Raw genomic sequence first — 23,177 nt, 5'->3', positions numbered from 1 at the left:
CGAATGCGACCTGGTGGACGAATACGACGGCGGGGACCACACCATCGTCGTGGCCCGGGTACGCGCGCTCGAATCGGACCCCGCCCAGGATCCCCTCCTGTTCTTCAGGGGACAGTACAAATACGTTCACAATCACAACGACTAAAAGCCGCCCAGACCAGTACGCGCTGCCGCGGATGGAGCCGTTAAGCCCGCTGGCCTTAACGGCGTAACCAGCAACGCTGGCGTAAAGAAAGATCTTGCCTGTAAGTAAATGTGTTCGTCGTTCCGCGGTAGTGATCCCATACCGTTGCTCGAAGCGGCTGAAGAACTGTCTGACGGCACTAGCACCTTTTCCACGCCGAAGGACACGGATCGGAAACGCACGGAGCTTGCACCCTTGGCCGGTTGCAGTGCCGCATTCGGGCAACCAGAATCATAGTGTTAGTCCTAGTCGGCAGCCGAGTAGCGCTGGTGTGCATGATTAGTCACCGAAGCGACTGGCACGGGGTTAGCAGGATCCGACGGCCTCGTCTGCTTCTGCCCCTATCATTTGCGATGCTGGGCCTAGGTTCTATCAGTGCTGAATTGCCCTGGGTTTCGTTCAATTATTCGCCCGGTCCTGTTCGCCTGACCTTGCCCTCGCTGACAAATAAGCGGCGCCCCCCTGGTATACCCGGGGAAGGCCGTCAGCAAAACCAGCGTGGCAAAACTTACTGGCCGCACGGCGCATTCCCTATGGTGGTCACCAAGGGCACCCTCTCCTCCCATGGTGCCGTTGACACGCCATAAACGGATCATGAGCCAGAGCATAAGGCGTAGCAACGAGAAATGTATTGACTGTGATCATGGACACTCGATAGTCTTACCGAGTGATCGATCGCTCGGTAAGAGGATTTTTCGCTTCTTCGTAATAAGCACCCCGGGAATTCGAACATTCTGGGGCAGCATCGTTAGCGGCACCTTCACGCCATAGGTTCATTGCTATGGACTCCGGGGAGGATCACCTTGGCGGTCTAGCCAAGATGCTTGGACTCCTACTAGTTGAAGGGCTCGAAATTGGACAAGAACTTGAAACGGCCGGTTTCTGGGATCCGCCGTTACGGTGCTATGACAGTGGCGGCGGTGGCAGTCGCATTGACCGTCACCTCATGTGGTGCGGCCTCGGGCTCGGGCAACGGCGGTGAGACCGCACATCTGCTCATTACGGCGATCACTCCCAATGATGAGCACGCCGATGCTCAAACCGCGATCGCGTTCATGGATGAAGTTGTCTCTCGAACAGGCGGCAAGGTGAGCTATGAGATTGAGCATGCAGGGTCCGGTGGCACTGGTTGCGATGTGGCGGAATCCCTAAAGTGTGTCCAGGACGGGCGGGTGGACATGGCGTTGACCTCGCCGGCTTACACTCCCAGCGAATTCCCGGCGCTTACTGTCGCTGACGTACCCACGTGGGGGGCGACCGACCAGGCTAGGATGACGGCGCTGTCCTCGGTGCGAGAAAACTCTCCTGCTATCGATGATGAACTCGATGGCTTGGGCGTGAAGCTGCTCCAGTTTTTCCCGGCGACGGCGGCAATGATAGGTACGAAGACTCCGTTTGACAATATCGCCGAACTTGAAGGCCTTCGGATCCGGTCCACGGGCCCGGCATTAACATCGGCGTTGATCGCTGCCGGCGCCAACCCTTCATCGGTGGCTACCCCTGAACTGTACGACGCCGTGGACAAGAACGTCCTCGATGCTTTCGTGCAGACGATGGGTGGCACCGATGAGTGGAATCTCTACGAGGTTGCCCCCTACATTACGGACACCGGAATCGGCTCATATTCGAACCAAGCCCTGATGATCAACAGCGATGTATTTGCCAACCTGGAGCCGGAGGTGCAGCAGGTTTTCGAGGAGGTCAGCGTGGAATTCTTCGCAGGCCGCACCGTGGACAAGCGCACTGAAGCCAATGCCAAGCACTGTGAATCCCTCGCCGAGAATGCGACGCTCAAGGTGTGGGAGCAGTCCAAGACCGACGAGTGGAAAGAGCTTGTCGCCGATGACATCAAGGCCACATGGGTGTCCGATGCCGAAAAGGCCGGCGTGGCCGACGCTGAAGCCATTTATGACGAGTTCATAGAGGTCTCCGAAGCACACCGAGACGAGGGCTCGGATCCCCGGATCGCTTGCCTCGAGAAGCTCGGCCTTTGATGGCCGGGACAACGTCTAGAGAAGGAAATGCTAGATGAAAACGATGGACAAAGCCATGGGTTTTGTGCGGCGAATCTCCGATTTCAGCGGTGTGCTGTCCGCAACAGCCGGCGTAGCGATGATGATCGGAATCACGCTCGATGTGGGAATCCGGCTGGTCTCGAATCAAAGCCTGCCCGGTTTGTTCGATTTGAACACCCTGCTGCTGATTGCCGTTGCGTTCCTCGGACTTGGCACCGCCGAATTCCAGGACTCGCACATGAAGATGACGCTTCTCGGGGACATCCTCCCTACTCGGGTTCGAGTGATCTTGCGAAGCATTTCCCAAATACTTTTGACGGGGATCATGGGCTGGATGGCCTATGCCAGCGGTCTGCGAGCTATTGAATCTTTTGTCTCGGGAGAGTTTAACAGCGGAGTGGTCAATTGGCCGCTATGGCCGGCTAAGACGGTACTGGCGCTGGGCCTGGTCGTCATCACCATCGTCTCTCTCATGAAGGCGGCCTACTTCATCCGGTCCTCCATTCAAGACAAGGGCGACTGGCCCACCCATGACGAGGCGGATTTGACCAATGCCTAACAGCGTAAACGCGTTCGACACGGCGCAGACTTTTCAAAACAATGAATTTTCGGTTCAGGTTCAAAGGAGAACAAACCAATGACACCTACGGTTGTCGTGCTCCTCATGGTTGGTGTTCTACTCGTCCTGCTGCTGCTTGAAACGCCGATCGGTGCCGCACTTGCTATATCCGGCGCCTTCGGGATCATTGTCCTCAGAAGCAGCGATCAGGCGACGGCCTTCATGGGATCAGCACCGCTAAACTCGGTTGGCCAATTCACCCTCACCGTCATCCCGATGTACATCCTGATGGGAGTCTTTGCCATCCACGGCAGACTTGCCGAACAATTATTCACCATCGCGAACCGGGTATTCCGCCGGGTACCGGGCGGCCTGGGAGTCGCCGCGGTGATGGCCAGCGCCGGCTTCGGTGCCGTCTCCGGATCGTCTGCCGCATCCGCAGCAACGATGGCGAAGCTATCGGTCGGGGAAATGCTGCGTTACGGATACTCAAAACACTTCGCCGCCGGAATCGTAGCTTCGGCCGGAACGCTCGGAGCCATGATCCCACCCAGCGTCATTCTCGTGCTGTACGCGGTGCTTACGGGTGAGTCAACCGGCGCGATGCTGATGGCGGGCATACTTCCGGGGATAGTTTCGGCAATCGCATACATCGTCTACATCATGGTGGCGGCGCGCAAAGACCAGGCAAGGCAGCTGCAACGAACGCAGGCCGGAAAATCGGCCCGTGTCAAGGAAGAAGCCTATGCTGGAGCAGGACCCCTTACGACCTATCTTCAGCCGACTCCGGATGACTCAGCCAAAGCGTCCCCGGCTCCAGCATCCGGGAGCGGGAAGCTGCCGTTGCGCGCAGTCTTCCGGGCAGGACTGCTCTTTACCATCGTCATCGGCGGCATCTACTCAGGTTTGTTCACACCCACGGAATCCGGCGCCATCGGCGCCCTGGCAGCATTGGTCATGATGGTCTGGGAGCTCCGTCGAGAGGGAACACGTTCAATCGTGCGGACCACTCTGAAGTCGTTTGTCGAGGGCGCACGACTTTCGAGCACAATCTTCTTCATCGTTATCGGTTCCAGCCTCTTCAGCGTCGCCCTGGTCGCATCACGCGTCCCGCAAGCCCTAGCCAAAGGAATCCAGGAACTCGACGTTGCGCCGGAACTTGTAGTCGTCGCGATCCTAGTCCTGATGATTCCCCTCGGGATGTTCCTGGACTCGATCGCCATCCTCGTCATCACCATGCCGCTGCTGTACCCGATCGTCATGGAACTGGGATTTGACGGCGTGTGGTTCGGCATCCTGGTCGTCAAGCTCATCGAGATCGGCCTGCTGACACCACCGGTGGGAATCAACTGCTTTGTCGTGGCGGCGGCCTCCGGGAAGGTCACGGCAGCTGAGACATTCAAAGGAGTCCTTCCGTTCATTGCCATGGACATCCTCGTTACCGCCCTCATCTTCGCTGTCCCTGAGATAGCGACCTTCATCCCAAGCATGATGGGCGGATAGTCCGCCCGCAGCACAGCAATAAGAATTCACGTTGAAACGAAAGAAGGATCCTGTGCGTAATAAGTCCGAATCCCTGAAAGTTGGACAGTTCACCGCCTTTTACGGCGATCGGGTCGATGGCCTGAGACAGCTGATTGACAGCGGCGTGGATGTCCTGACCGGTGATTATCTCGCCGAACTCACCATGCTCGTTCTTCGCAAGAATGAACTGCGCGGTGGAAAGGGATACGCCGAGGGGTTCGTGAGCTATGTTTCCGACTACCTGGGGGAGATCAAGGATCGCGGAATCAAACTCGTCACGAACGCCGGAGGACTCGATCCCCTGGGCTGCGCCGAGGCCGTAAAGGCCGAGGCCGCGAAGCGCGGCGTTGACCTGAAGGTGGCCGCCATCACCGGTGACGACGTTCTTGACCGGATCCGCGAACTCCGCGAGGACGGTGAGCTGTTCCCCCACCTCGACGAGGGAACCCCATTGAAAGCCGACGACAGTTCCATCCTGACCGCAAACGCCTACCTTGGCTCCTGGGCTATCACCGAGGCCCTCCAACAGGGTGCTGATATCGTCATTTGTCCCCGCGTCACCGATGCGTCACTGGTCATCGGTCCCGCGTCCTGGCACTTCGGATGGCAGCGAGACGAATGGGACAAGCTTGCCGGAGCATTGTTCGCCGGCCACGTGATCGAGTGCGGGGCGCAGGCAACTGCCGGTAATTTCTCTTTCTTCCACGAGAACCCCGACCTTGGATTACCCGGGCTGCCCATCGCGGAAATCTTTGAAAACGGCGACTCCGTCATCTCCAAGCCAGAAGGTACTGGGGGAGTGGTCACCGTCGATACCGTGAAAGCACAGCTGCTATACGAAGTATCCGGTCCCCGGTACGAAAACCCGGACGTGTGTGGGGACCTGACCAGCGTGGCAGTCGAACCGTTGGGCGATGGACGAGTCGCTCTGACCGGTTCACGCGGTATAACGCCCACGCCGTATACGAAGCTGTCACTCACCTACGAGGGCGGGTACCGCAACACCATGATGGTCGGGGTCACCGGGGCCCGCACGACAGAGAAGGTCGCATGGCTGCGGCGCGAAGTCGAACGCGCCATCGGAGGATTCGAATCCTATGATTCCTATGACTGGTCTGTCATTGGACCGGCGAATCCCAACTCCGGAACCTTCCAGGAGGCCACCGCCTGGGTCGTCATTTCCGTGCTCAGCACCCAGAAGGAAAAGGTCGGCCGAGCCGGCTTCTCCGACCGCATCACCCAGCTCGGCGTCAACAACTTCCCGGGCCTGTATTTTCCAACCCCTCCGCAGCGAGAGCGCCTGGCCGGTGTTCAATGGCCATGCCTCATCCCCAAGGAACAACTCACCGCTCGGATCGTTTTCGACGCAACGGACGGAACAGAAACTGCCTGGGGTCCGCACGAGGAAATCGACCAGTTCCAAGCCAGAACAGCATCTGAAGCCGCCGTGCATCCGCAGGACATTGCAGAAGCGGTGGTTCATTCCGAGTCTCCTCGCACTGACATCGTGTTCGGAGACCTGTTCGGGACAAGGTCGGGAGATAAGGCGAGCGTGGCAAACCTGGGCGTCTGGGCCCGAACGCCCGAGGCGTACTCCTATCTGGTGGACGAACTGACGGTGGAGAAACTGAAGGACCTGCTGCCCAACGTCAGGGAATACCGCATCGACCGGCACCTGTTCCCGAAGATCGAGGGCATGAACTTCGTGATTCACGGCTACCTCGAAATGGGCGTTGCCGCCTGCACCAAGATCGACCCGCAAGCCAAGGGCATCGGGGAATACCTCGGCTCCCGGCAAGTCCAGGTACCCGTATCACTGACATGAGCCGTGGCGGAGGCGTGCACGCATATTGTGCGTAATGAGATTAATAGAGCTTGGATAAGAAAGAGGCCATAACGATGCCTGCAGTTCTTTATGAAGTGGACGACCGAGTCGGGATCATCACCATCAACCGCCCGGAGAAGCGGAACGCCCTCAACTCAGATGCAAGACAAGGACTTTTCGATGCCTTGAGGCGTGCGAATGACGATCCCTCATGCCGCGCCATCGTGCTGACCGGCGCGGGCGACAAGGCCTTCTGTGCAGGAGCGGATTTAACGGAGCTGGCCAGCCAGGCCATCCAGGAACCCGGCATGGACTTCACCCCGCGATTCCGTAAAAACGTCAAGCTCGACAAACCGATCATCGCGGCGGTGGAAGGTGTTGCAATGGCCGGCGGCTTCCTGCTGGCCCAGATGTGTGACCTCTGTATAGCGGCGGAACACTCCTCGTTCGCTATTACCGAAGCGCGCTGGGGCCGAGGCGCGCCTTGGTCGGCAGCCCTGAGCGCCATGCTGCCGCAGAAAGTCATGATGGAACTCCTCCTGACAGCGCAGTCCCTCTCCGCGCAACGGATGTACGAACTGGGCTTTGTCAACAAAGTCGTCGGAAGAGGAGAGGCACTGGAAGAGGCCGTAACCATGGCGCGGGTGATTGCGGGGAACGCTCCCCTGACGGTGAGGGCCCATCTCCAGATGACGCAGTTCGGGAGCGAGATGGGGCCACTGGCGGGGGAAGCGGTTGCCGACGCGCTCTTCGCAGCGGTCTATGCGAGTGACGATGCCCAGGAAGGGCCCCGGGCATTCAAGGAAAACCGCATTCCACAGTGGCAGGGCCGATAACCGGTCCGTACTGGCTGCCATCGGGCTTCGCCCGGTGCCGGATGAGCCGAATCAGAGCTAGTCCCTACCGGCAACGATACATGCATGTTTTAGCGATAGAAATTGGAAGACTATGTTTGAGAATCTAGAGCCATCTGCCTTGCACGGGCTGCGCATACTCGAGCTCGGGCACGCGGTGGCTGTACCTTTCGCCGGCGCCCTGCTGGCGGATTTCGGCGCAGATGTAATCAAAATTGAGCCGAAGGGGACTGGCGACACTCACCGCGGCATGGGGGCACAAATCAACGACGTGGGCCTGTGGTGGGCTGTTACCGGCAGAAATAAGAGATCGGTATGTATCGACCTCAAGAGCGAAGAAGGCCGTCAACTGTTCCTGGAACTCGCTGGAACGGCAGACGCGGTCATAGAAAACTACCGTCCGGGAGTCATGGACCGCCTCGGCATCGGGTGGGAAACGCTCCACGAAATCAACCCGGACCTTGTCATGCTGAGCATATCCGGGTATGGCCAGACCGGGCCGTACCGCTTAAGGGGAGGATTCGGCAAGATCGCGGAAGCGTTCAGCGGAGCCACGAACCTGACCGGCAACCCTAACGAACCCCCCGTTCATCCGGGGTATTCAATAGGCGACACCACCGCAGGTCTCATGGGTGCATTCGGTGTCGTCAGTGCTCTGCTGGCCCGACAAAGCCACGGTGCCGGGAGAGGCCAGCATATCGACCTGGCCCTGTATGAGCCGCTGTTCCGCATGATCGAGTGGCAGATCCCCCTGCACCAACAGGCCGGCCTCAATGCAACACGCAAGGGCGGCGATTTCCCGTTCGGGGACGCATTCGTGACCACGATCTGCAGCACGCAGGACGGATCCAACGTGATCGTCTCAGCAGCAACCGCAGCGACCATCCAGCGGCTCGATGAGTTCCTTACCGCACGGGTCGAGGAATATTGTCCCCCGGCCAACGAACCCGCCGGGAACAGGACGGAGTCAATCACCCAGGCCGCCCGGGACTGGTGCTCGGCCCACAACATCGACTTCGTGCTGAGGGAAATGGAGTCTTCGGGAATCCTCGTCGGCCCGGTCCTGACACCCGAAGACATCGTTAAGAACGAACAGTACGCCTCCCGGGAGAACATCATCGACGTGGACGATGCCCGGACCGGCACGATAAGCATGCCCGGTGTCGTCCCGAAGATGTCTTTAACACCCGGACGGGTGCGCTGGGCCGGACCGTCACTGGGCCAACACACATCGGAAGTGCTCTGCGAGGTACTTTCCCTTGAACAGGACCAGATTGACGATCTGACTAAACGGGGTTGCATCAGCTGACAGCCCCGTCACCGATGTTTGCCTCGCAGAAAAACCTAGGAGTGAAGTACGAATGACGAATAAAACCATGCATCTTGTCCAGATCATGATGAGCAACCCCTCGACTCATACGCTAGGAGCATGGGCTGATCCGTCGGACGCCCAGTTGCAGGGGCTGGGGAGCTTTTCTTACTGGCAGAACGCGGCACGAACACTCGAGCGCGGATTGTTCGATGCTGTGTTCTTTGCAGATACCCCTGCACCAAGCGGCGGATACCGTGGCGGGCAGGAAACAGCGATCCGGTACGGGGTGAACTGGCCAGCTTTTGACCCGATGCCTGTGGCAGCGACGATGGCAGCCGCGACGGAGCACCTCGGGTGCGTCATCACCCTTTCTACCTCAGGCACCCATCCCTACATGGCAGTCCGCAGGCTTTCCACTCTTGACTACATGTCCGGTGGCAGAATCGGCTGGAACATCGTTACCGGCCATAACGTCGCCGAACACAAGGCCTTGGGAATCGATCCGATCGGGCACGATGAGCGGTACGAGTTGGCGGATGAATACCTTAGCGTGTGCGAGGCCTACTGGGACAGTGTGGGCGACGAGGCGGTTGTAGCTGACCGCAAGACAAGAACTTTTGCCGACCCCACCAGGGTCAAGCGGGTCACCCACAACGGGGAATACTACAAAAGCGAGGGCTACGTCCCCACCCTGCCTTCTCCCCAGGGGCGCCCGATCATATTCCAGGCAGGGGCATCACCGCGCGGGTTCCGCTATGCAGCGGAACACGCGGACGCAACGTTCTCAGTCCAGAAAAGCGTGACAGGCATGACCAGATACATGGAAAAGCTAAGAGCGGCCACCGACGGTGCAAGCCGCTCCGGCCAGGTCAAGGCTCTCTTTGCCGTTCAGCCCATAATCGGAAGCACAACTGAGGAGGCGGTACGACGGGAACAGGCCTACCGCGAAAGTGTTCCTGTCGAGGCAGGTCTCGCCCGGCTTTCCGGATCGTTGGGCGTGGACCTGTCACAGTATGATCTGGACGCGCCGCTTGAGGACCTCGACGTCCCCGGTTCTAAAGGACTCGCGGAGGCAGTGTCTGAAGCAGTCGATGGACGCAAACCTACTCTCAAGGACGCTGCACTGGATTTCGGCATGGCAGTGGGCGCAAAGCGGATTGTCGGGACAGCAGAACAGGTGGCAGAGGAACTGGAAGGCCTGTGGCGGCAAAGCGGCGGACATGGATTCGTAATCAGTCCCACTGTGAGCCCATCGAGCATTGAAGAGTTCGTCGACAATGTTGTCCCGATCCTGCAACAGAAAGGCGTCTACCGCCGGGAGTACCCCGGTCGGACTCTGCGCGAGAACCTCCATCAGTGACTGACTCTCCGGCCCCCACAGTTCGGGTCATTTCAGTCGCCAAGCCAACAAAAACATCTCTCTGAGTTAGGTAACAATGGAAGACAGCACCGCAATTGACGTGGAATTCCACGGACCCGTAGCCCGGGTGATCTTGAATCGCCCGGAAAAGCGTAATCCGCTAAGTTTCAGCACGGCGAAGCAGATCGTCAAAACCTTCCGTGAGTTGAATTCGGACAGCACGGTGCATGCAATTGTGCTCACCGGCACCGGGCCTGCCTTCTGCGCAGGCGGGGACCAGTCGGACTTCAACAAGTCAACGGGTCAACCGATCTCGGAGACACTCGATAATTACCCGCCACTGGAGGTCTTCGCGATGCGGAAGTGGCTGCGCAAACCGGTGATCGCCGCGGTGAACGGCACCGCTGCCGGAGGCGGGTTCGGGCTGGTCTGCGCGGCCCACTACGCCATCGCCGCTGATTCGGCGCGCTTCGGCCTCCCTGAAGTGAAGCTGGGCCTGTTCCCGCTCACGGTTCTGCCGCTGGTACGACCGATTCTCGGCGACCGGTTGACTTTAGACCTCTCACTCACCGGAAGGCTGATGAACGCAGAGGAAGCCCTCTCCACAGGTGTCGTCAATCGGGTCGTGAGTGCGGCCGAACTCGACCAAGAGGCTCTGGACGTAGCTGCATCCTTCGCAGCAAACAGTCCGTATGCGATGCGGATCGGGCTCGAGGCTTTCAACGCCTCCCGGGACATGTCGTTTGAAGACTCCCTGACCTATCTCAACACCCTGCGGGCTATCGCCTTTGCCAGCGAAGACGTCCGAGAAGGTTCAGCGGCTTTCCTGGAGAAGCGCCAGCCCGTTTGGGCCGGGCGCTAGGAAAAACGAACCAGACTATGGCATTGGTGCGCTCATGGCTGCCGGTTGTGCGGCCACTGCTAGTTGTATGAATTTATCGAGGAGTTAGAGTGAATAATAATGATCTGAGGCCGCTTCGCTTCGGGGCGTTCGTCCCGCCCCAGCACCTCGTGGGCCTGAACCCGACCATAGCTCTCCGCCGGACGATTGAGCTGGCGGCCCATCTTGACCAGTTGGGTTTCGATGAAATCTGGATAGGTGAACACCATTCAAGCGGGGTGGAGACAGTCGCCTCGCCTGAACTGATCGTCGCGGCGGCGGCAGAAAAAACTTCCCGTATCGCCTTGGGCACCGGGGTGGTATCCCTTCCCTACCACAACCCTTATCAGGTAGCTGAGCGTATCGTTCAGCTGAGTCATATGACACGCGGCCGTTTCATGTTTGGAGCCGGGCCCGGACAATTGCCTATGGACGCCCGGATGCTCGGCCTTAACGCCGTGCAACTTCGGCCTCGCATGGAAGAGTCGCTGTCAATCATCCTGCGGCTCCTTGCGGGGGAGACCGTCTCCTACGAGTCAGACTGGCTCACGCTGAACGAGGCTGTGCTGCAACTCTCGCCTTACAACAACATCGACGTGAACGTCGTCGGTACCGTATCGCCCTCCGGCCCAAAACTAGCCGGTCGGCACGGACTCGGGATGCTTTCATTGGCGGCGACAGATCCTGCAGGCAATGATCAGTTACCGGTGCATTGGTCGATCATCGAAGAAGAGAGCGCCCGAACTGGCCACGTCCCGGACCGCGGTCGGTGGCGTCTGATGGGGCCCATGCACGTTGCAAGGACAGTCGAAAAGGCCGTCCAGGATTGCGAGTACGGTTTGCGGTGGCAGTACCAGTTCCATTCGCTGTTCTCGCCGTCCGCGATTCCGGTTCCGGAGACCACCGCAGAACTGGCCAAGACGATCAACGATGAAGGCCGCGGAGTGATCGGCACGCCTGACATGGCCGCTGCACAGATCCAGCGGCTCATCGACCGGTCCGGCGGTTTCGGCACTTACCTTTTCCAGGGAGTGGACTATGCGGACTGGCCCAGCACTCTTAGGAGCTACGAGCTCTTCGCCGAGGAAGTCATGCCGCGTTTCAACGGCCAGCTTGCTGCACCCACGAACTCTTACGAGCGGTTGGTGGCGGCCCAAGAGCAAAACCGGAGCGAAACCGCTGCGGCGCGAACTGCCGCAGCAGGCCAGTGGGAGAAGGAACGGGTGTCACGATGAGCATGTCATCGCGATGGAAGGATGCGAACAATGGACAATGAACGCAAGGTGGTGGTGATCACCGGCGCAGCGGGAGGGCAGGGCGCGGCTCACGCGGAGTACTTCGCTAAATTGGGTCAAGCCGTGGTGCTCGCTGATGTGGCCGACGATCTTACAAATTCGTTGGCAGATTCCCTTGCGGAGTCAGGAGCAGAAACCCTGAGCGTCCATCTCGACGTGTCCAACCCCGGCGATTGGAAGGACGCTCTGGGCTCTGCTGTTTCGAGGTTCGGCAGGATTGACTCGCTCGTGAACAACGCCGGACTTGCAAGTCGGATCGGGATTCGCGATGTGGAGATGGTCGAATGGGACAAAGTCCTGCAGGTCAATCTCACGGGACCATTGCTGGGGATGAAGGCTGTTGTCCCGCACATGGCGGCTGCGGGCGGTGGATCAATCGTCAATATTTCTTCCACTGCGGGGATGACCGCCCACACCGGAGCTGCCTACACCTCCACGAAGTGGGCTCTGCGGGGCTTGACAAAAACCGCGGCCATGGAATTCGCGGAGTTTGGAATCCGTGTGAACTCGGTACATCCAGGTGTGGTCGATAGCCCCATGGTTCACAAGGCCGATCCTGGATTGATCGAAAGCTACAGGCTCACCACGCCGCTCAGGCGACTTGCGGCCATAAACGAAATTTCACCACTCGTCGGATACCTGTGTTCGGATGAAAGTTCGTTTGTCACTGGTTCAGAATTCGTCATCGACGGGGGGTGGACCGCCACGGGTCAGATGAGCGGCGTAAGGCAGGTACGCGAAATGTCTTCCACGTCCAACGGCTCCGGCGGTTCCGAATGATCATCACGATTGATCCCAAGGAACGTAACTCGACGATCTCCGATATAAGCAACCTCAAGTCACTATCGGTCATCGTGCAGGGCCACCAGGTACCGGACCGCGACCTCCAGGAGTCGCTGGGCTTGAAAGGTCGTATCGATGCCCAGCATGCTTGGCTCAGCGTGGATGTGCTCCGCAAGGCAGGAGAGGAGTACGGCCCCTCCTGGATCGCGGACTTCGACGCTATGGTCGTGTACGCACGATCGAAAGGGTGGCTCAGCAATGACAGGAAATCACTGCGAGCACACATCGAAACAATCGAAAACTAGATAAAGAAACCACCATGGGGAAATCCACTTATTGCAATAACCTCGGTGGCTTGGCCTCTCCACCCAAGTAAATATTCTCCGACTTGGGTGGAGACCTTATCTTCATATTGTCCTGAGCACTGAAACACCTTCTTCAATATAAAGCAGGGCGCCCAGCCAGTTGGGCGAACCACCCCATTTAGATCGTCCGCTACTGAGGAAACGAGGCTCATGGCCCCCCGAACTATAGGAGCTCTCCCAATGCGTGCGATAAGCCAACAAGTCGCCGGAGGACCAGAGGTTCTGCAGCAGATAGAAATGCTCCGCCCCACTCCGAAACCGACGGAAATCCTGGTCAAGGTTCATGCTGCAGGAGTCAACCCTGTCGATTGGAAAACACGGGCTAAAGGACAATTCCCCAGCGGGGCTGTCCCTCCCTTTGTATTGGGCTTCGACGTCTCGGGTGTCGTCGAGGAAATCGGGACAGGCGTTACGATATTTAGCCCCGGTGAAGAGGTGTTCGGCATGGCCAAGTTCCCCCATCCAGCCGGTGCCTATGCTTAATACATCACGGCACCTGCACGCCATTTCGCACCAAAACCGGCAAACCTTAACCACGTTGCTGCTGCAGCACTTCCCCTTGCCGGCCTGACCGCCTGGCAGTCACTGGTTGACACAGCTTGTCTGCGCGCTGGCGAGAGGGTGCTAATCCACGCTGCCGGCGGCGGGGTAGGGCACCTGGCTGTTCAAATAGCCAAGTCGCGCGGCGCCTATGTGATCGGAACAGCCAGTGCCCAGAAACATGATGCTTTACGCAGGCTAGGCGCCGATGAGTTGATTGACCACAACGAGGAGGACTTCGCATCGACCCTGCGCGATATCGATGTTGTGCTCAATTCGATAGGTGGTGACTACGAGCAGCGATCACTTGCCCTACTGCGGAAGGGGGGACGCCTGATCTCACTATTGGCATCCGATGCAGCAACCGCTGCCACCGGTGATAGGAGCAGCTTCAGACTGGTTGTGGAACCGGATCATGCGGGGATGCTTGCCATCGGGAACCTAGCCCTTCGGGGCGAGCTGAGGCCACTTATACACTCCGTAGTGCCTTTGGAGCTGGCCAGCGAAGCCCACACGATAGGAGAGACAAATCATGTTATGGGCAAGATAGTTTTGTCTGTCGTTTCTTAGCGTCAGGGTTTGTAAGGCAGTCCGGTCCGGGCGGCCCCCAGACTCGCCACTACCGGCACCCAAGTCCGCTACTGCGCGCTCGGCCCGCCGGCCCCCAAACACCCGACAGATGGACCCTAAAAGCGCAAATATTCACTGGACCCGCCTCTATCCACGCTCGATGCGGAACAAGGCAGCCATGACCGGCAGCGAAATCATGGGTCAGTTTCCGCCTGCCTTCGTCGCCAAGCCCGATCCATATCCGGCGAGGATGCAACTTCACTTCTTGGGGCACTCGGTGCTAGGCCATCATTGAGCGGTGTAGCCGCCATCTACGGCGATTTCTGCCCCGGTCACGTACCGAGCGTCCTCTGAGGCGAGGTAGAGCGCGGCCCGGGCGATATCGTCCGGTTCGCCCAGTCGTCCCATGGGGATGCTGTCGAGACGCATCTGTAACTCTTTGGGGTCCTGCTCCAGCAACGGCGGTCGAATGTCCGAGTGGATGATTCCAGGGCAGATTGTGTTGCAACGAATTTTCTCCTTTGCCGTTTCCAGCGCGACCACTCTGGTAAGCGTCCGGATGCCACCCTTGCTTGACCCGTATGGAGAGCTATGACGCATCCCGACGATGCCACTGATCGAAGCGACGTTCACAATGGCGCCACCACGACCGCTTCGTTTCATCTCCCGAACAGCGTGCTTACAACCGAGCCACGTCCCGGTCAAGTTCGTGTCGATAACCGAGCGATAGGTCTCGTAACTCATCTCATCGATCGGGGCGTGGCGGGTAATCCCAGCGTTGTTGACCAAGATGTCGACCGAGCCAAACATTGTCCGGGCTGCGTCAAACGTGGCGATCCAATCGGACTCTTCCTGGACATTCTGTTGCATCACCTCAACCCGGGAACCTTCCGGGAAATGCTCGGCACGTTCCCTAACGGCGGGGGAAATGTCGGCGAGCATGATCGCCGCGCCCTCTTGTGCGAAGAGACGGGCGATGGCGAAACCCAACCCGGCCGCGGATGCACCTCCCGTGACGATCGCCACCTTGCCAGTGAGCCGGCCGATATGTTGTTTCTGCTCAGCCACGGATTTCCTCCCAGATGCGCTGACCGCCGTCGCGCACTACCCGGCCCCAGCGGAGACCCGGGAAATGCCCTCCGGCAGCGGGGATCTTCTCGTCCCACATGCGCTTGCTGAAGTGCTCTACCGCAGCGCGGGCGCGGTCGTGGTCCGTATGCCTGTGGAGGTTCCACTGGCCGCGCTCGTTGTCATCGATCAATTCAGGCTGGGCATGCACGAGATCGCCCAGCACCAAACCATGCTCACCAGCGGAGCGTAACTCCAGGACAACCTGTCCCGGAGTATGCCCACTGCCGTCGAGGGCTACGACACCAGGCAGCAGCTCTACCTCCTCGTCTGCTCGAAAGAACTCAATCTGATTTACGATCGGTCGCAGACGAACTGCTGGCGCGTCATTCTCCGGGTGGAAGTAGTGCGCCGACAGTTCGAGGCGCTCCATACTCTTGGCAATCTCATCTTCAGTGAAGCCGAAGTCAGGAGACAGAAACCAGTTCCACTCACGTTGGTCAATATGGTACGTCGCGTTTGGAAAGTACGGTTTCCCCTCTACGCTGGCCCAACCGATGTGGTCGAAGTGCAGGTGCGTGAAGACCACGTCGGTCACCTCCGCACGGTCCAGACCGGTTGCGGCAAGTGAGGAACGAAAGCCCCCACCGGCGAACGGCCACTTGGGCTGCGGCCCTGACCCGCCATCGACTACGATGAGTCGGTCGCCCGCGCGAATCAGGTAACCGCCAAGCGTGTTGAGGTGCTGGCACTGACCAAACACCGGCTCGAGCAGGTAGCGGTAGGGCTCCCAATCGGATTCTTGCAAGTTGGGATAGAAAGCGGTGTTAGGCACAACCGCCTCGCCGTCGATTAGCGGCGTAATCTCGATGTCCCCGATCTTCATTGTTGTGTTCCTCTTTCTCATGTATGTCTTTGCACAGACGGCTGGGCGGGTCCGCCTTAGGGACGGGACGTGATGAAGGAACATTCGCGCCCATCGTGGCTGAGGCGGGAGGAGCATCCGGCGTGTCGAGAGATAGTGCTCGAACCCTCCTGCGGCCTCCGCCAAGAGGCCCAATGGGGAAGCCACCGCAGCTCATGGCTGCGCCGAGGGTCTTGCCCTTAACATTCCAGCCCCGCCACTATGGGCTCAGCGTGGCTTCGTCAACAGCAATTAGCAGCACCGGCGGCGCTGAGCCAGCAGCGCAGAGGTAGAAGTGGCCGCAGATCACGGAGGTATACCGGGGGTAGGAGGGAGAGAGACATGATCAGTCCCGCCATTTGTACCGCAGGCGGGTCGCACCTGCCGGATATACCACAGGAACCCCTGCGTTGCCTGCTCCCGACCGATGGATCGGTAGGCCCAGTCTGGTCGGTAACGACATCCAGTGTCAAGGGGCCGACGAGACTCACCAATGTGCTCGCGAAATGGGAAGGGGAAAGTGCTTACGAAAATTCATGGCCAATGTCCGGCGGCTGGGACCGCTCCCAAATCGCCCGGGAGAAGAACGGCGAAAAGTCCTGCAGGGACTGGGATGGCTAAGACCCCCCCGTATTATGCATAGTCGCGTCCCCGGATGGCCTGCCGGTCCGGGCAGGTCACCAGACGCGTTGGATGTGTCGGCAAACTCTTGTGTCCGACAGTCGCACATCAACCTCTACACACAGGCATTCAGCCATTTGCTAGTAAAGGCTGCCGGCCGAGTTGATCCGCACCGGACAGCCCATACCCCTTCTGACCAAGACCTTGCAAACTGGCATGCGCGGGTATTCGTGGGCCGGGAGTAGGCGATTTCCGCCGTTGCCGTAAGCCCTCTTAGCAGGTTGCCCTTTCGAAAGTTCGGACCGTCGCGGCCGAATGCCTGTTAGACACGTGGCGTGTTTTGCCGGGAGGTTCTTGCTGCTGCGATGTATTGGGCGTAGGCGGCGGCCGAGTCAGTGGCGTGGCGTTCGATCGTAGCCGGGGAGTAGCCGAGCGCATCGGCAATGATGGCCACGGGCGCGAGTTTGGTGAGTTCGTGGAGAGTTCCGAGCCGTGCCGCCCGGGTGCTGAATATTCTGCGGAGTCGCGCTGTCAGGTGCCCTGGGTCGATGTGTCGTCCTGGCGATGTTCCGCGGAATACCCAGTTGGTGCTCGGGTGTGAGGCGGTTAGGTTGTGGCCGGGATTCTCAGCGAGTTCCCGCCACGGCAGGTCCAGCGGATCAGGCAACGCGATCTGGATTGACCCGAGCCGGATGGTGACCAGGTCTTCGGTGATGGTCACGTCGTCCCAGGTCAGCCGAGCGATGTTTTCGGCCTGTTGTCCGAAGACGAGGATGAGGATCGCGGCGGCCCTGTCCCGTACGTCGAGTCCGTCCAGTTGGAGCACCTTGTTCAGCGCTTCGTCCTGTCCTGTCTTGTCGAGTTTGGGACTGGTTCCGCGGCGGTGCGGGAGGATGGCGAGCCTGCCGCAGCGGCTTTGGTTTTGATGGCCCATTTGAGGAAGCGCTCGGCGATGCGCCGGGTCGTTGGCCCTTCTGCTTGCCATACATCTAGGTGGGATTGTTGCAGGTCGGGCAGTTTGATGCCGTGGCCGGTGAGCCAGTTGAGGAGGTCGATGGCCACGGTGACTTCCTGTTTGGCACGCAGGAAGGTTCCGCGGCTGACTTCGTCCATGTGGTTCATCCGTCGTTGGTGGTGCCAGCGGATGTAGCGGCGGATCACTTCACGGTTCTGCAGGTCACTCACGCGTTCGAGGGCTTGCGCTGCCCAGTTGTCGTAGCGCATCCGGAGTTCGTCGCGGCGGGGGAGCACCCCGTGCTCGATGAAGAGTCCTCGGACGTATTCGCGGGTGCGTGACTCGGGCAGTCCGTCGAAGGTTTCGTGCGTGATCGCGGGTGCGACCGCGAGGTTTCGCAGGAACGCTGTTACGTGCTTTTGGCGGATCCAGGTCAGGCCGCTGTTGGCCCGTTTCACAGACTTCAGCGCCGCCGCCAGCGGGATCAGATCGTTGGCCATGGATCCCGTGGCCGGGTCGGTGAGCAAGCCATCTAGGACATTGCCGAGGACGCAGGTCCAGCAGCGACCGCCGTGTGAAGTCCGTCCTCAGCTCCGGAGGCCAAGCAGTCGACGTTGAGTCGGATGCCCGAGCATCGACGGCACGCGGGTTGGGTGTCGATGAGGCCGGGCAGGACGCCTTCGTGTCCGCAGGCGCAGATGCCGCGGGTGCGTTTGGTTTGCTGGTAGCAGTAGCCGCAGACTCCGCCGGCGGGCCAGCGTGCGACGGTTTGGTACCGTGCGACGGTTTGGTGGTGCTGGCCGCAGCGGTTGCAGGGGACCGGCCAGCGGATCGGGTCCTCCGGCTTGCGTGGCCTACTCACCGTCCTCGGGGGTGACGAGGCGGATGCGTTTGGCGATCGGGTTACCGGGTTGGATTCCCAGGTCTTAGCTGCGCCGGGGTGCGTCGGCTGTCGCCGCGGCGCGCATCTCGACGAAGGGTTCGAACAGGTCGTTGGGGGTGCAGTCCAGGATGTCGCAAAGGGCCGCGAACGTCCTGGCCGGAATGCGTTCCGGCGTGGCCGTGACCAGCCGGTAAACCTGGCTCTCGGAATCCACGAGCAAATTCAGGTCCAGCATGCCAATGCGGTCGTTGCAGAAGGCTCGTCTGACCTGCGGAAACGCCGGATACGTCAGGAAGCGAAAGTTCTCGCAGCTGCTTCAGCTCCCGTGCTTTTGACGCCGATAAGCTACTACCTTATGTCAACTTAACTCCGTGATGTTCGCATTGGATCCGAATAGACGTACCCCCGGTTCCGCCGGTTACCTGCGGGCTTTTTGGCGCACTCGGGAGGTGTGGACGGTGTGCTTGGAATCCTTCGAAGGAGCTGCCAGCGAGCACCGTCGCGCGGATGTGGCTCGGTTCCGGCGTTTCGCCGATGCGTATCCGTGGTCGTGGAATGTGGCAGTGGTGGACGAGTTCTTCCTTGAACTGCGGGCTCTGCGTGGAGCTGCACACACCACGGTGCTGGGCTACCAGAGCTCGCTGCGCCTGTTCTTGGAGTTGCATCCGATGCATGATCAGCCCCTCCACCGCCGCTTGACCAGGCACCGCGCTGCGCGTCGCCTGAAAAGTACGCCTGACCTGCGGAATCACTCTTCCAGTTCGGGGCCGTGCGTTTCCTTCATCCTGAGAATCATGTGTTCGCCCAGATGCTCGATGGCTGGCGCAACCAGCAGTTGAGCAGGAATCTGGCGTTTGGCACTATCGAGTCCTGGGAACGGCTGGTGACGGTTTCAGGAATCGACGAACGAGTACCCGTGGCAGTGGACGCCGGCGCATGTCGATGAGTTCTTTGGGGATCTGCGCAGCGTCAAGCACGCTGCCAATCCACTATCAGGAGCCATCAGGCAGCGCTCCGGGCGTTTTGCGCCTACGTGGCGTCTCCCGATTACGGCTAGGACCGGGTCTGTGAACAGTACTTTGGAACGCACCCTGCACAGGTCTGTTTCGACTGGACACAGCGGTCCATGCCCAGGCGAACGAATCGGCTCCCAAGCGTCGCCCCTTCAGCCGGCGCATGCTGCAGGCGTTCTTTGACCGGGCGGACGACGAGGTGGACCGGATCGCGACCCTGGGGCGCAAAGGCTGGCTGCCGGCCTACCGCGACGCCGTCCTTTTCAAGGTCGCCTACTGCTGGGGCCTGCGTCGTAACGAGGTCCGGCACCTGCAAACAGTGGATTTCTCCAGAAACCCTCACGCCCGGGAGTTGGCAAGTACGGAGTGCTTCAGGTCCGATACGGAAAAGCCGTGAAGGGCTCACCACCCATAGGGCCAGGGTCACCGGAGCACTGCGACGGAGGCACTGGACCCAACAGCCGGCCGCGCCAGCGGACGCCCATATCCGAAGGACGGTCGATGGCCGGGTGGCTCTCAGCCCGACGACCGAGGCAGCCTACGGCGCCCTCCAACCGATTCGTGGGTTTCCGCACCGACGTCAGGCTGGCCCCGCCACCACCACTACACCTCAGTGCCGCTGAGCGTGGTCCCACACTATGAGGATTGTGGTCCGCCGGATGGGCAGGGAACCCAAGAGCAGCAGCGGACGAGACCCGGGTGGCATGACCGACGCACCATGCTCGGAGAGTCGGCAGCCTCCCCGCTTGAGTCCTGACGGATTCGCGCGGAGGCTTCCTCATGTCCTCACTCAGGGTGCCAGGCCAACCATCCTGTCAACAGCTGACGGGTTTGGGTTGTGCCCATTGGGGTCAGGTGGAGCCCTCCGCACAGTTCAAGCTGTCCCCATTGGCGTGCAACCCGTTCGCTGTCAGACCGCACCCCCACGGATTCCCGGCCTCGGTCCGAGAAGTCGCGCAAGACACGGTGAAGGCATTATCAGCTGCCACGGCTGGACGCGCAGCGGAGGTCTCTTCGCAAGACTGTCCTCTGGATTACCGCAAAGTAGGGCCCCTGTGAGCCATCGGCATCTGGATCCGGACGTGGTCCGGGGTCAGGTCGGAGATCTTGCCGACCCCGAGCAGGGCCATGGTGCGCTGCATATCGGTTTCCAGGATCTGCAGTGCCCGGTCCACCCCGGCCCGGCCGCCAGCCATGAGTCCGTAGAGGTAGGCGCGGCCGATCAGGGTGAAGTCCGCGCCGAGGGCCAGGGCGGCGATGATGTCCGCTCCGCTCATGATGCCGGTGTCCAGGACGATGGCGGCATCGCTGTTGTCCGCCTTGAGCGCGGCGGACACCTCGGGCAGCAGGTGGAACGGAATGGGGGCGCGGTCCAGCTGGCGTCCGCCGTGGTTGGACAGCACGATGCCGTCGGCCCCGTGGTCGACCACCTTGCGGGCGTCCTCGACGGTCTGGATGCCCTTGACCACGAGCTTGCCCGTCCATGTTTCCCGCAGCCAGTCGAGGTCCTCGAACGTGAGCGTGGGATCGAACATGGAGTTGATGAGGTCCGCCACGGTGCCGGTATAGCGGGAGAGCGACGCGAACGTCAGAGGCTCGTGGGTGAGGAAGTTGAACCACCAGGCCGGACGGTAGGACGCGTCCAGCACGGTCTTGAGGGTGAGTGCGGGCGGGATGGTCATGCCATTGCGCACGTCCCGGAGCCGGGCGCCGGCGACGGCGGTGTCCACAGTCACCATCAGCGTGTCATTTCCCGCCATGGCCGCACGTTCAATCAATTCCAGTGAGCGGTCCCGGTCCGTCCACAGGTACAGCTGGAACCAGTTCCTGCCGTAGGGCGCAGCCTGGGCAACGTCCTCGATGGAGGCCGTGCCCATGGTGGACAGCGTGTACGGGATGCCGGCGGCTTCCGCGGCCTGGGACCCGGCGTACTCGCCTTCGGACTGCATCATCCGAGTGAAGCCGGTCGGGGCTATCCCTACCGGCAGCCTGGACGGCCGGCCCAGGATGTCGGTGCTCAGGTCGATGCTGGAGACGTTGCGCAGGATGCCGGGACGGAACTCGATGTCCAGGAATGCCTGGCGCGCCAGCCGCAGGGTGATCTCGGCTTCGGCCGCGCCGTCGGTGTAGTCGAAAGGTGCCTGCGGCGTGCGGCGCTTCGCCATGTCCCGCAGGTCCCAGATGGTGCTGGCGCGGCGCAGCTTCGCCGCGCGGCTAAACTCGGGCTTCTTGAACTGCATCAGCGGGGCGAGGTCCGGATATCGGGGGATCCGGCGCTTGAGCGCGGGGGGGGCCGGACCCGTAAGCGGCGCCGTGGCGGCGGGATTGGAGACCCCCGCCGTCGCGGCCGGAGTGGTGGCCGCCGGCGCGGTGGGGGCCAGTGGGTTGCCGGGATCGATGGTCTGCGTCATTGCTGCCTCCAGGGGCTTGGGAGCGGGTGTGCGATGTGGTCCAGCCACACCATACCTGATGTGGTCCAACCACAGCAGGTACTATTGGTCCATGCGCACCCACCAGCTTGTCCTGCAGTGGATCGAGAACCAGTTCTCCGGCGGCCGGCTTGCTCTCGGCGGGCGGCTCCCTGCGGAACGCACCCTCGCCGAACAGCTGCAGGTCTCCCGCACATCGGTCCGTGAAGCGATCCGGGTTTTGGAGGCCATGGGTGTTGTCCGTGCCGGCGTGGGGTCCGGCCCGGAGTCCGGCACCGTGGTGATAGCGGACCCGACGGCGGCCCTAGGCTCGACGCTGCGGCTCCACGTCGCCACCTCCCACCTGCCGGTGGCGGACATTGTGCAGACGCGCGTGCTGCTCGAATCCTGGGCTGTGGAACGTGCCCGGACCGATTCGCCGGCGCTTATAGAAGCCGCGACGCTTCTCGAGCGGATGGACTCCACTCCCGATGCGGAAGAGTTCCTCGGGTTGGACGTCCGCTTCCACGTGGCTCTCGCAGAAGCGGCGGGGAACGCAGTCGTCAGCGCCATGATGGGCTCCCTTCGGGAAGCCATCCAAAGTTACGCGGGCAAACTCACGGCCAACCTGCCCGACTGGGACGCCACCTCAGCACGCCTCCGGGCCGAGCACCGGGAGATCTTGGCAGCGATCAACGACAACGATGGCGCCCGGGCGGCCTTTCTCGTGGCAGTCCACATCGAGGGATACTACAAAGAGGCCGGTCTCGCCGGGTGAGGCCCCCGAGGATACCCCTGCGGTTCGAGGGAGCCCTGCTGGTGGAGCTGCCGCCCTGCCTCTTCGTCTCTGAACCCTCCGGCGCAGGCGTGGGCATTGCATCGCTGATTCAGCCCGACAAGTGGAGCAAGTTATGTCCTATCGTGAGGGAGCGCTCCTGGCCCGCTCCGCGCCCATAGCTGCCCCGGTACGGGTCTTTTTTGCCTTGGCTGTGCCTTTTTGCCCAGGGTGACGGCTGCGCTGGGGTGTGTGCCCTCGCTGCGCTCTGCCGCTGCGCGACCCCGAACCTGATTTTCATTGGCGCCAGTAGTTGCCAAGGATGCTGCGAAAGCTTCCTGACGCTCAGCTGAACCATACCCGGCGGCCGACGTGCTTTCAGAATTCAGGCCCTGCGCGTGAAGCCGGCCGCTATCGTCGCCGGTGACGCGGTTATCAATCTCGCGGCCGACACCTTCGAGGCGGGTGAAGAGTTCCTTCTCGG

The 23,177-nt window shown here is 60.6% G+C and carries 22 protein-coding genes; 16 read left to right on the top strand and 6 right to left on the bottom strand.

Translation table 11 applies throughout. The annotated features are described in order from the left end of the window. Window positions 1-13 precede the first annotated feature (13 nt). The 14 genes from AC5RV3_RS06980 to AC5RV3_RS06915 all read left to right on the top strand — a co-directional run bounded on the left by AC5RV3_RS06980 (window position 14) and on the right by AC5RV3_RS06915 (window position 14,066). On the top strand, window positions 14-145 hold the full coding sequence (locus AC5RV3_RS06980) for a flavin reductase family protein (RefSeq protein WP_494121519.1): 132 nt from the start codon (window positions 14-16) through the stop codon (window positions 143-145). An 893-nt stretch (window positions 146-1,038) separates the two neighbouring features. Then, on the top strand, window positions 1,039-2,178 hold the full coding sequence (gene dctP / locus AC5RV3_RS06975; RefSeq protein ID WP_494121491.1) for a TRAP transporter substrate-binding protein DctP: 1,140 nt from the start codon (window positions 1,039-1,041) through the stop codon (window positions 2,176-2,178). 34 nt (window positions 2,179-2,212) lie between these two features. Continuing rightward, window positions 2,213-2,758, top strand: a complete 546-nt coding sequence (locus AC5RV3_RS06970; protein ID WP_494121490.1) for a TRAP transporter small permease subunit — start codon at window positions 2,213-2,215, stop codon at window positions 2,756-2,758. A 78-nt stretch (window positions 2,759-2,836) separates the two neighbouring features. After that, the gene (locus tag AC5RV3_RS06965) at window positions 2,837-4,261 is read left to right on the top strand and encodes a TRAP transporter large permease (RefSeq protein ID WP_494121489.1); all 1,425 of its coding nucleotides are present in this window, start codon (window positions 2,837-2,839) and stop codon (window positions 4,259-4,261) included. Window positions 4,262-4,292: 31 nt separating this feature from the next. Then, entirely contained in the window at window positions 4,293-6,107 is a 1,815-nt protein-coding gene (locus AC5RV3_RS06960) for an acyclic terpene utilization AtuA family protein (RefSeq protein WP_494121488.1), read from the top strand. Between the two features lie 50 nt (window positions 6,108-6,157). Next, a complete protein-coding gene (locus AC5RV3_RS06955; protein ID WP_494121487.1) occupies window positions 6,158-6,943 on the top strand; it encodes an enoyl-CoA hydratase/isomerase family protein in 786 nt (261 codons plus the stop codon). A 139-nt stretch (window positions 6,944-7,082) separates the two neighbouring features. Then, window positions 7,083-8,270, top strand: a complete 1,188-nt coding sequence (locus tag AC5RV3_RS06950; protein ID WP_494121486.1) for a CaiB/BaiF CoA transferase family protein — start codon at window positions 7,083-7,085, stop codon at window positions 8,268-8,270. A 52-nt stretch (window positions 8,271-8,322) separates the two neighbouring features. Then, complete coding sequence (locus AC5RV3_RS06945; protein ID WP_494121485.1) at window positions 8,323-9,633, top strand: NtaA/DmoA family FMN-dependent monooxygenase; 1,311 nt, start codon at window positions 8,323-8,325, stop codon at window positions 9,631-9,633. Window positions 9,634-9,709: 76 nt separating this feature from the next. Continuing rightward, complete coding sequence (locus tag AC5RV3_RS06940) at window positions 9,710-10,495, top strand: enoyl-CoA hydratase/isomerase family protein (RefSeq protein ID WP_494121484.1); 786 nt, start codon at window positions 9,710-9,712, stop codon at window positions 10,493-10,495. 89 nt (window positions 10,496-10,584) lie between these two features. Next, on the top strand, window positions 10,585-11,748 hold the full coding sequence (locus tag AC5RV3_RS06935) for an LLM class flavin-dependent oxidoreductase (protein WP_494121483.1): 1,164 nt from the start codon (window positions 10,585-10,587) through the stop codon (window positions 11,746-11,748). A 30-nt stretch (window positions 11,749-11,778) separates the two neighbouring features. Next, window positions 11,779-12,588 carry an SDR family NAD(P)-dependent oxidoreductase gene (locus tag AC5RV3_RS06930; RefSeq protein WP_494121482.1) on the top strand — a complete coding sequence of 270 codons (810 nt, stop codon included), beginning with the start codon at window positions 11,779-11,781 and terminating at the stop codon, window positions 12,586-12,588. Next, window positions 12,585-12,896 carry a hypothetical protein gene (locus AC5RV3_RS06925; RefSeq protein ID WP_494121481.1) on the top strand — a complete coding sequence of 104 codons (312 nt, stop codon included), beginning with the start codon at window positions 12,585-12,587 and terminating at the stop codon, window positions 12,894-12,896. The genes AC5RV3_RS06930 and AC5RV3_RS06925 overlap by 4 nt, the downstream gene beginning before the upstream one ends. 240 nt (window positions 12,897-13,136) lie before the next feature. Next, window positions 13,137-13,439 carry an alcohol dehydrogenase catalytic domain-containing protein gene (locus AC5RV3_RS06920; RefSeq protein WP_494121480.1) on the top strand — a complete coding sequence of 101 codons (303 nt, stop codon included), beginning with the start codon at window positions 13,137-13,139 and terminating at the stop codon, window positions 13,437-13,439. Window positions 13,440-13,577: 138 nt separating this feature from the next. Next, a complete protein-coding gene (locus AC5RV3_RS06915; protein WP_494121479.1) occupies window positions 13,578-14,066 on the top strand; it encodes a zinc-binding dehydrogenase in 489 nt (162 codons plus the stop codon). 288 nt (window positions 14,067-14,354) lie between these two features. Here AC5RV3_RS06915 and AC5RV3_RS06910 read toward each other — a convergent pair whose 3' ends face one another. From AC5RV3_RS06910 to AC5RV3_RS06890, 5 genes are all read right to left on the bottom strand, one after another. Further along, window positions 14,355-15,134, bottom strand: a complete 780-nt coding sequence (locus AC5RV3_RS06910; RefSeq protein WP_494121478.1) for an SDR family NAD(P)-dependent oxidoreductase — start codon at window positions 15,132-15,134, stop codon at window positions 14,355-14,357. Further along, complete coding sequence (locus AC5RV3_RS06905) at window positions 15,127-16,020, bottom strand: MBL fold metallo-hydrolase (protein ID WP_494121477.1); 894 nt, start codon at window positions 16,018-16,020, stop codon at window positions 15,127-15,129. The genes AC5RV3_RS06910 and AC5RV3_RS06905 overlap by 8 nt, the downstream gene beginning before the upstream one ends. A gap of 961 nt (window positions 16,021-16,981) precedes the next feature. Beyond that, window positions 16,982-17,485, bottom strand: a complete 504-nt coding sequence (locus AC5RV3_RS06900; RefSeq protein WP_494121476.1) for a site-specific integrase — start codon at window positions 17,483-17,485, stop codon at window positions 16,982-16,984. A gap of 5 nt (window positions 17,486-17,490) precedes the next feature. Next, window positions 17,491-18,114 (bottom strand): hypothetical protein, encoded by a 624-nt coding sequence (locus tag AC5RV3_RS06895; protein WP_494121475.1) that lies wholly within the window; start codon window positions 18,112-18,114, stop codon window positions 17,491-17,493. A gap of 426 nt (window positions 18,115-18,540) precedes the next feature. Then, window positions 18,541-18,711 (bottom strand): helix-turn-helix domain-containing protein, encoded by a 171-nt coding sequence (locus tag AC5RV3_RS06890; protein WP_494121474.1) that lies wholly within the window; start codon window positions 18,709-18,711, stop codon window positions 18,541-18,543. 962 nt (window positions 18,712-19,673) lie between these two features. Between AC5RV3_RS06890 and AC5RV3_RS06885 the strand changes: the two genes are divergently transcribed. Then, the gene (locus AC5RV3_RS06885) at window positions 19,674-19,907 is read left to right on the top strand and encodes a hypothetical protein (protein WP_494121473.1); all 234 of its coding nucleotides are present in this window, start codon (window positions 19,674-19,676) and stop codon (window positions 19,905-19,907) included. A 637-nt stretch (window positions 19,908-20,544) separates the two neighbouring features. Here the strand turns inward: AC5RV3_RS06885 and AC5RV3_RS06880 are convergent. Continuing rightward, window positions 20,545-21,921, bottom strand: a complete 1,377-nt coding sequence (locus AC5RV3_RS06880) for an alpha-hydroxy acid oxidase (protein WP_494121472.1) — start codon at window positions 21,919-21,921, stop codon at window positions 20,545-20,547. Between the two features lie 91 nt (window positions 21,922-22,012). On the opposite strand from AC5RV3_RS06880, the gene AC5RV3_RS06875 reads away from it, so the two are divergent. Then, window positions 22,013-22,696, top strand: a complete 684-nt coding sequence (locus AC5RV3_RS06875) for a FadR/GntR family transcriptional regulator (protein WP_494121471.1) — start codon at window positions 22,013-22,015, stop codon at window positions 22,694-22,696. The last annotated feature ends 481 nt before the right edge of the window (window positions 22,697-23,177 follow it).

The sequence above is a fragment of the Arthrobacter sp. Y3221114 genome, from assembly GCF_059092625.1.
Note: the sequence above shows the minus strand (reverse complement) of the source record. Positions and strands in the feature narration are given on the sequence as shown.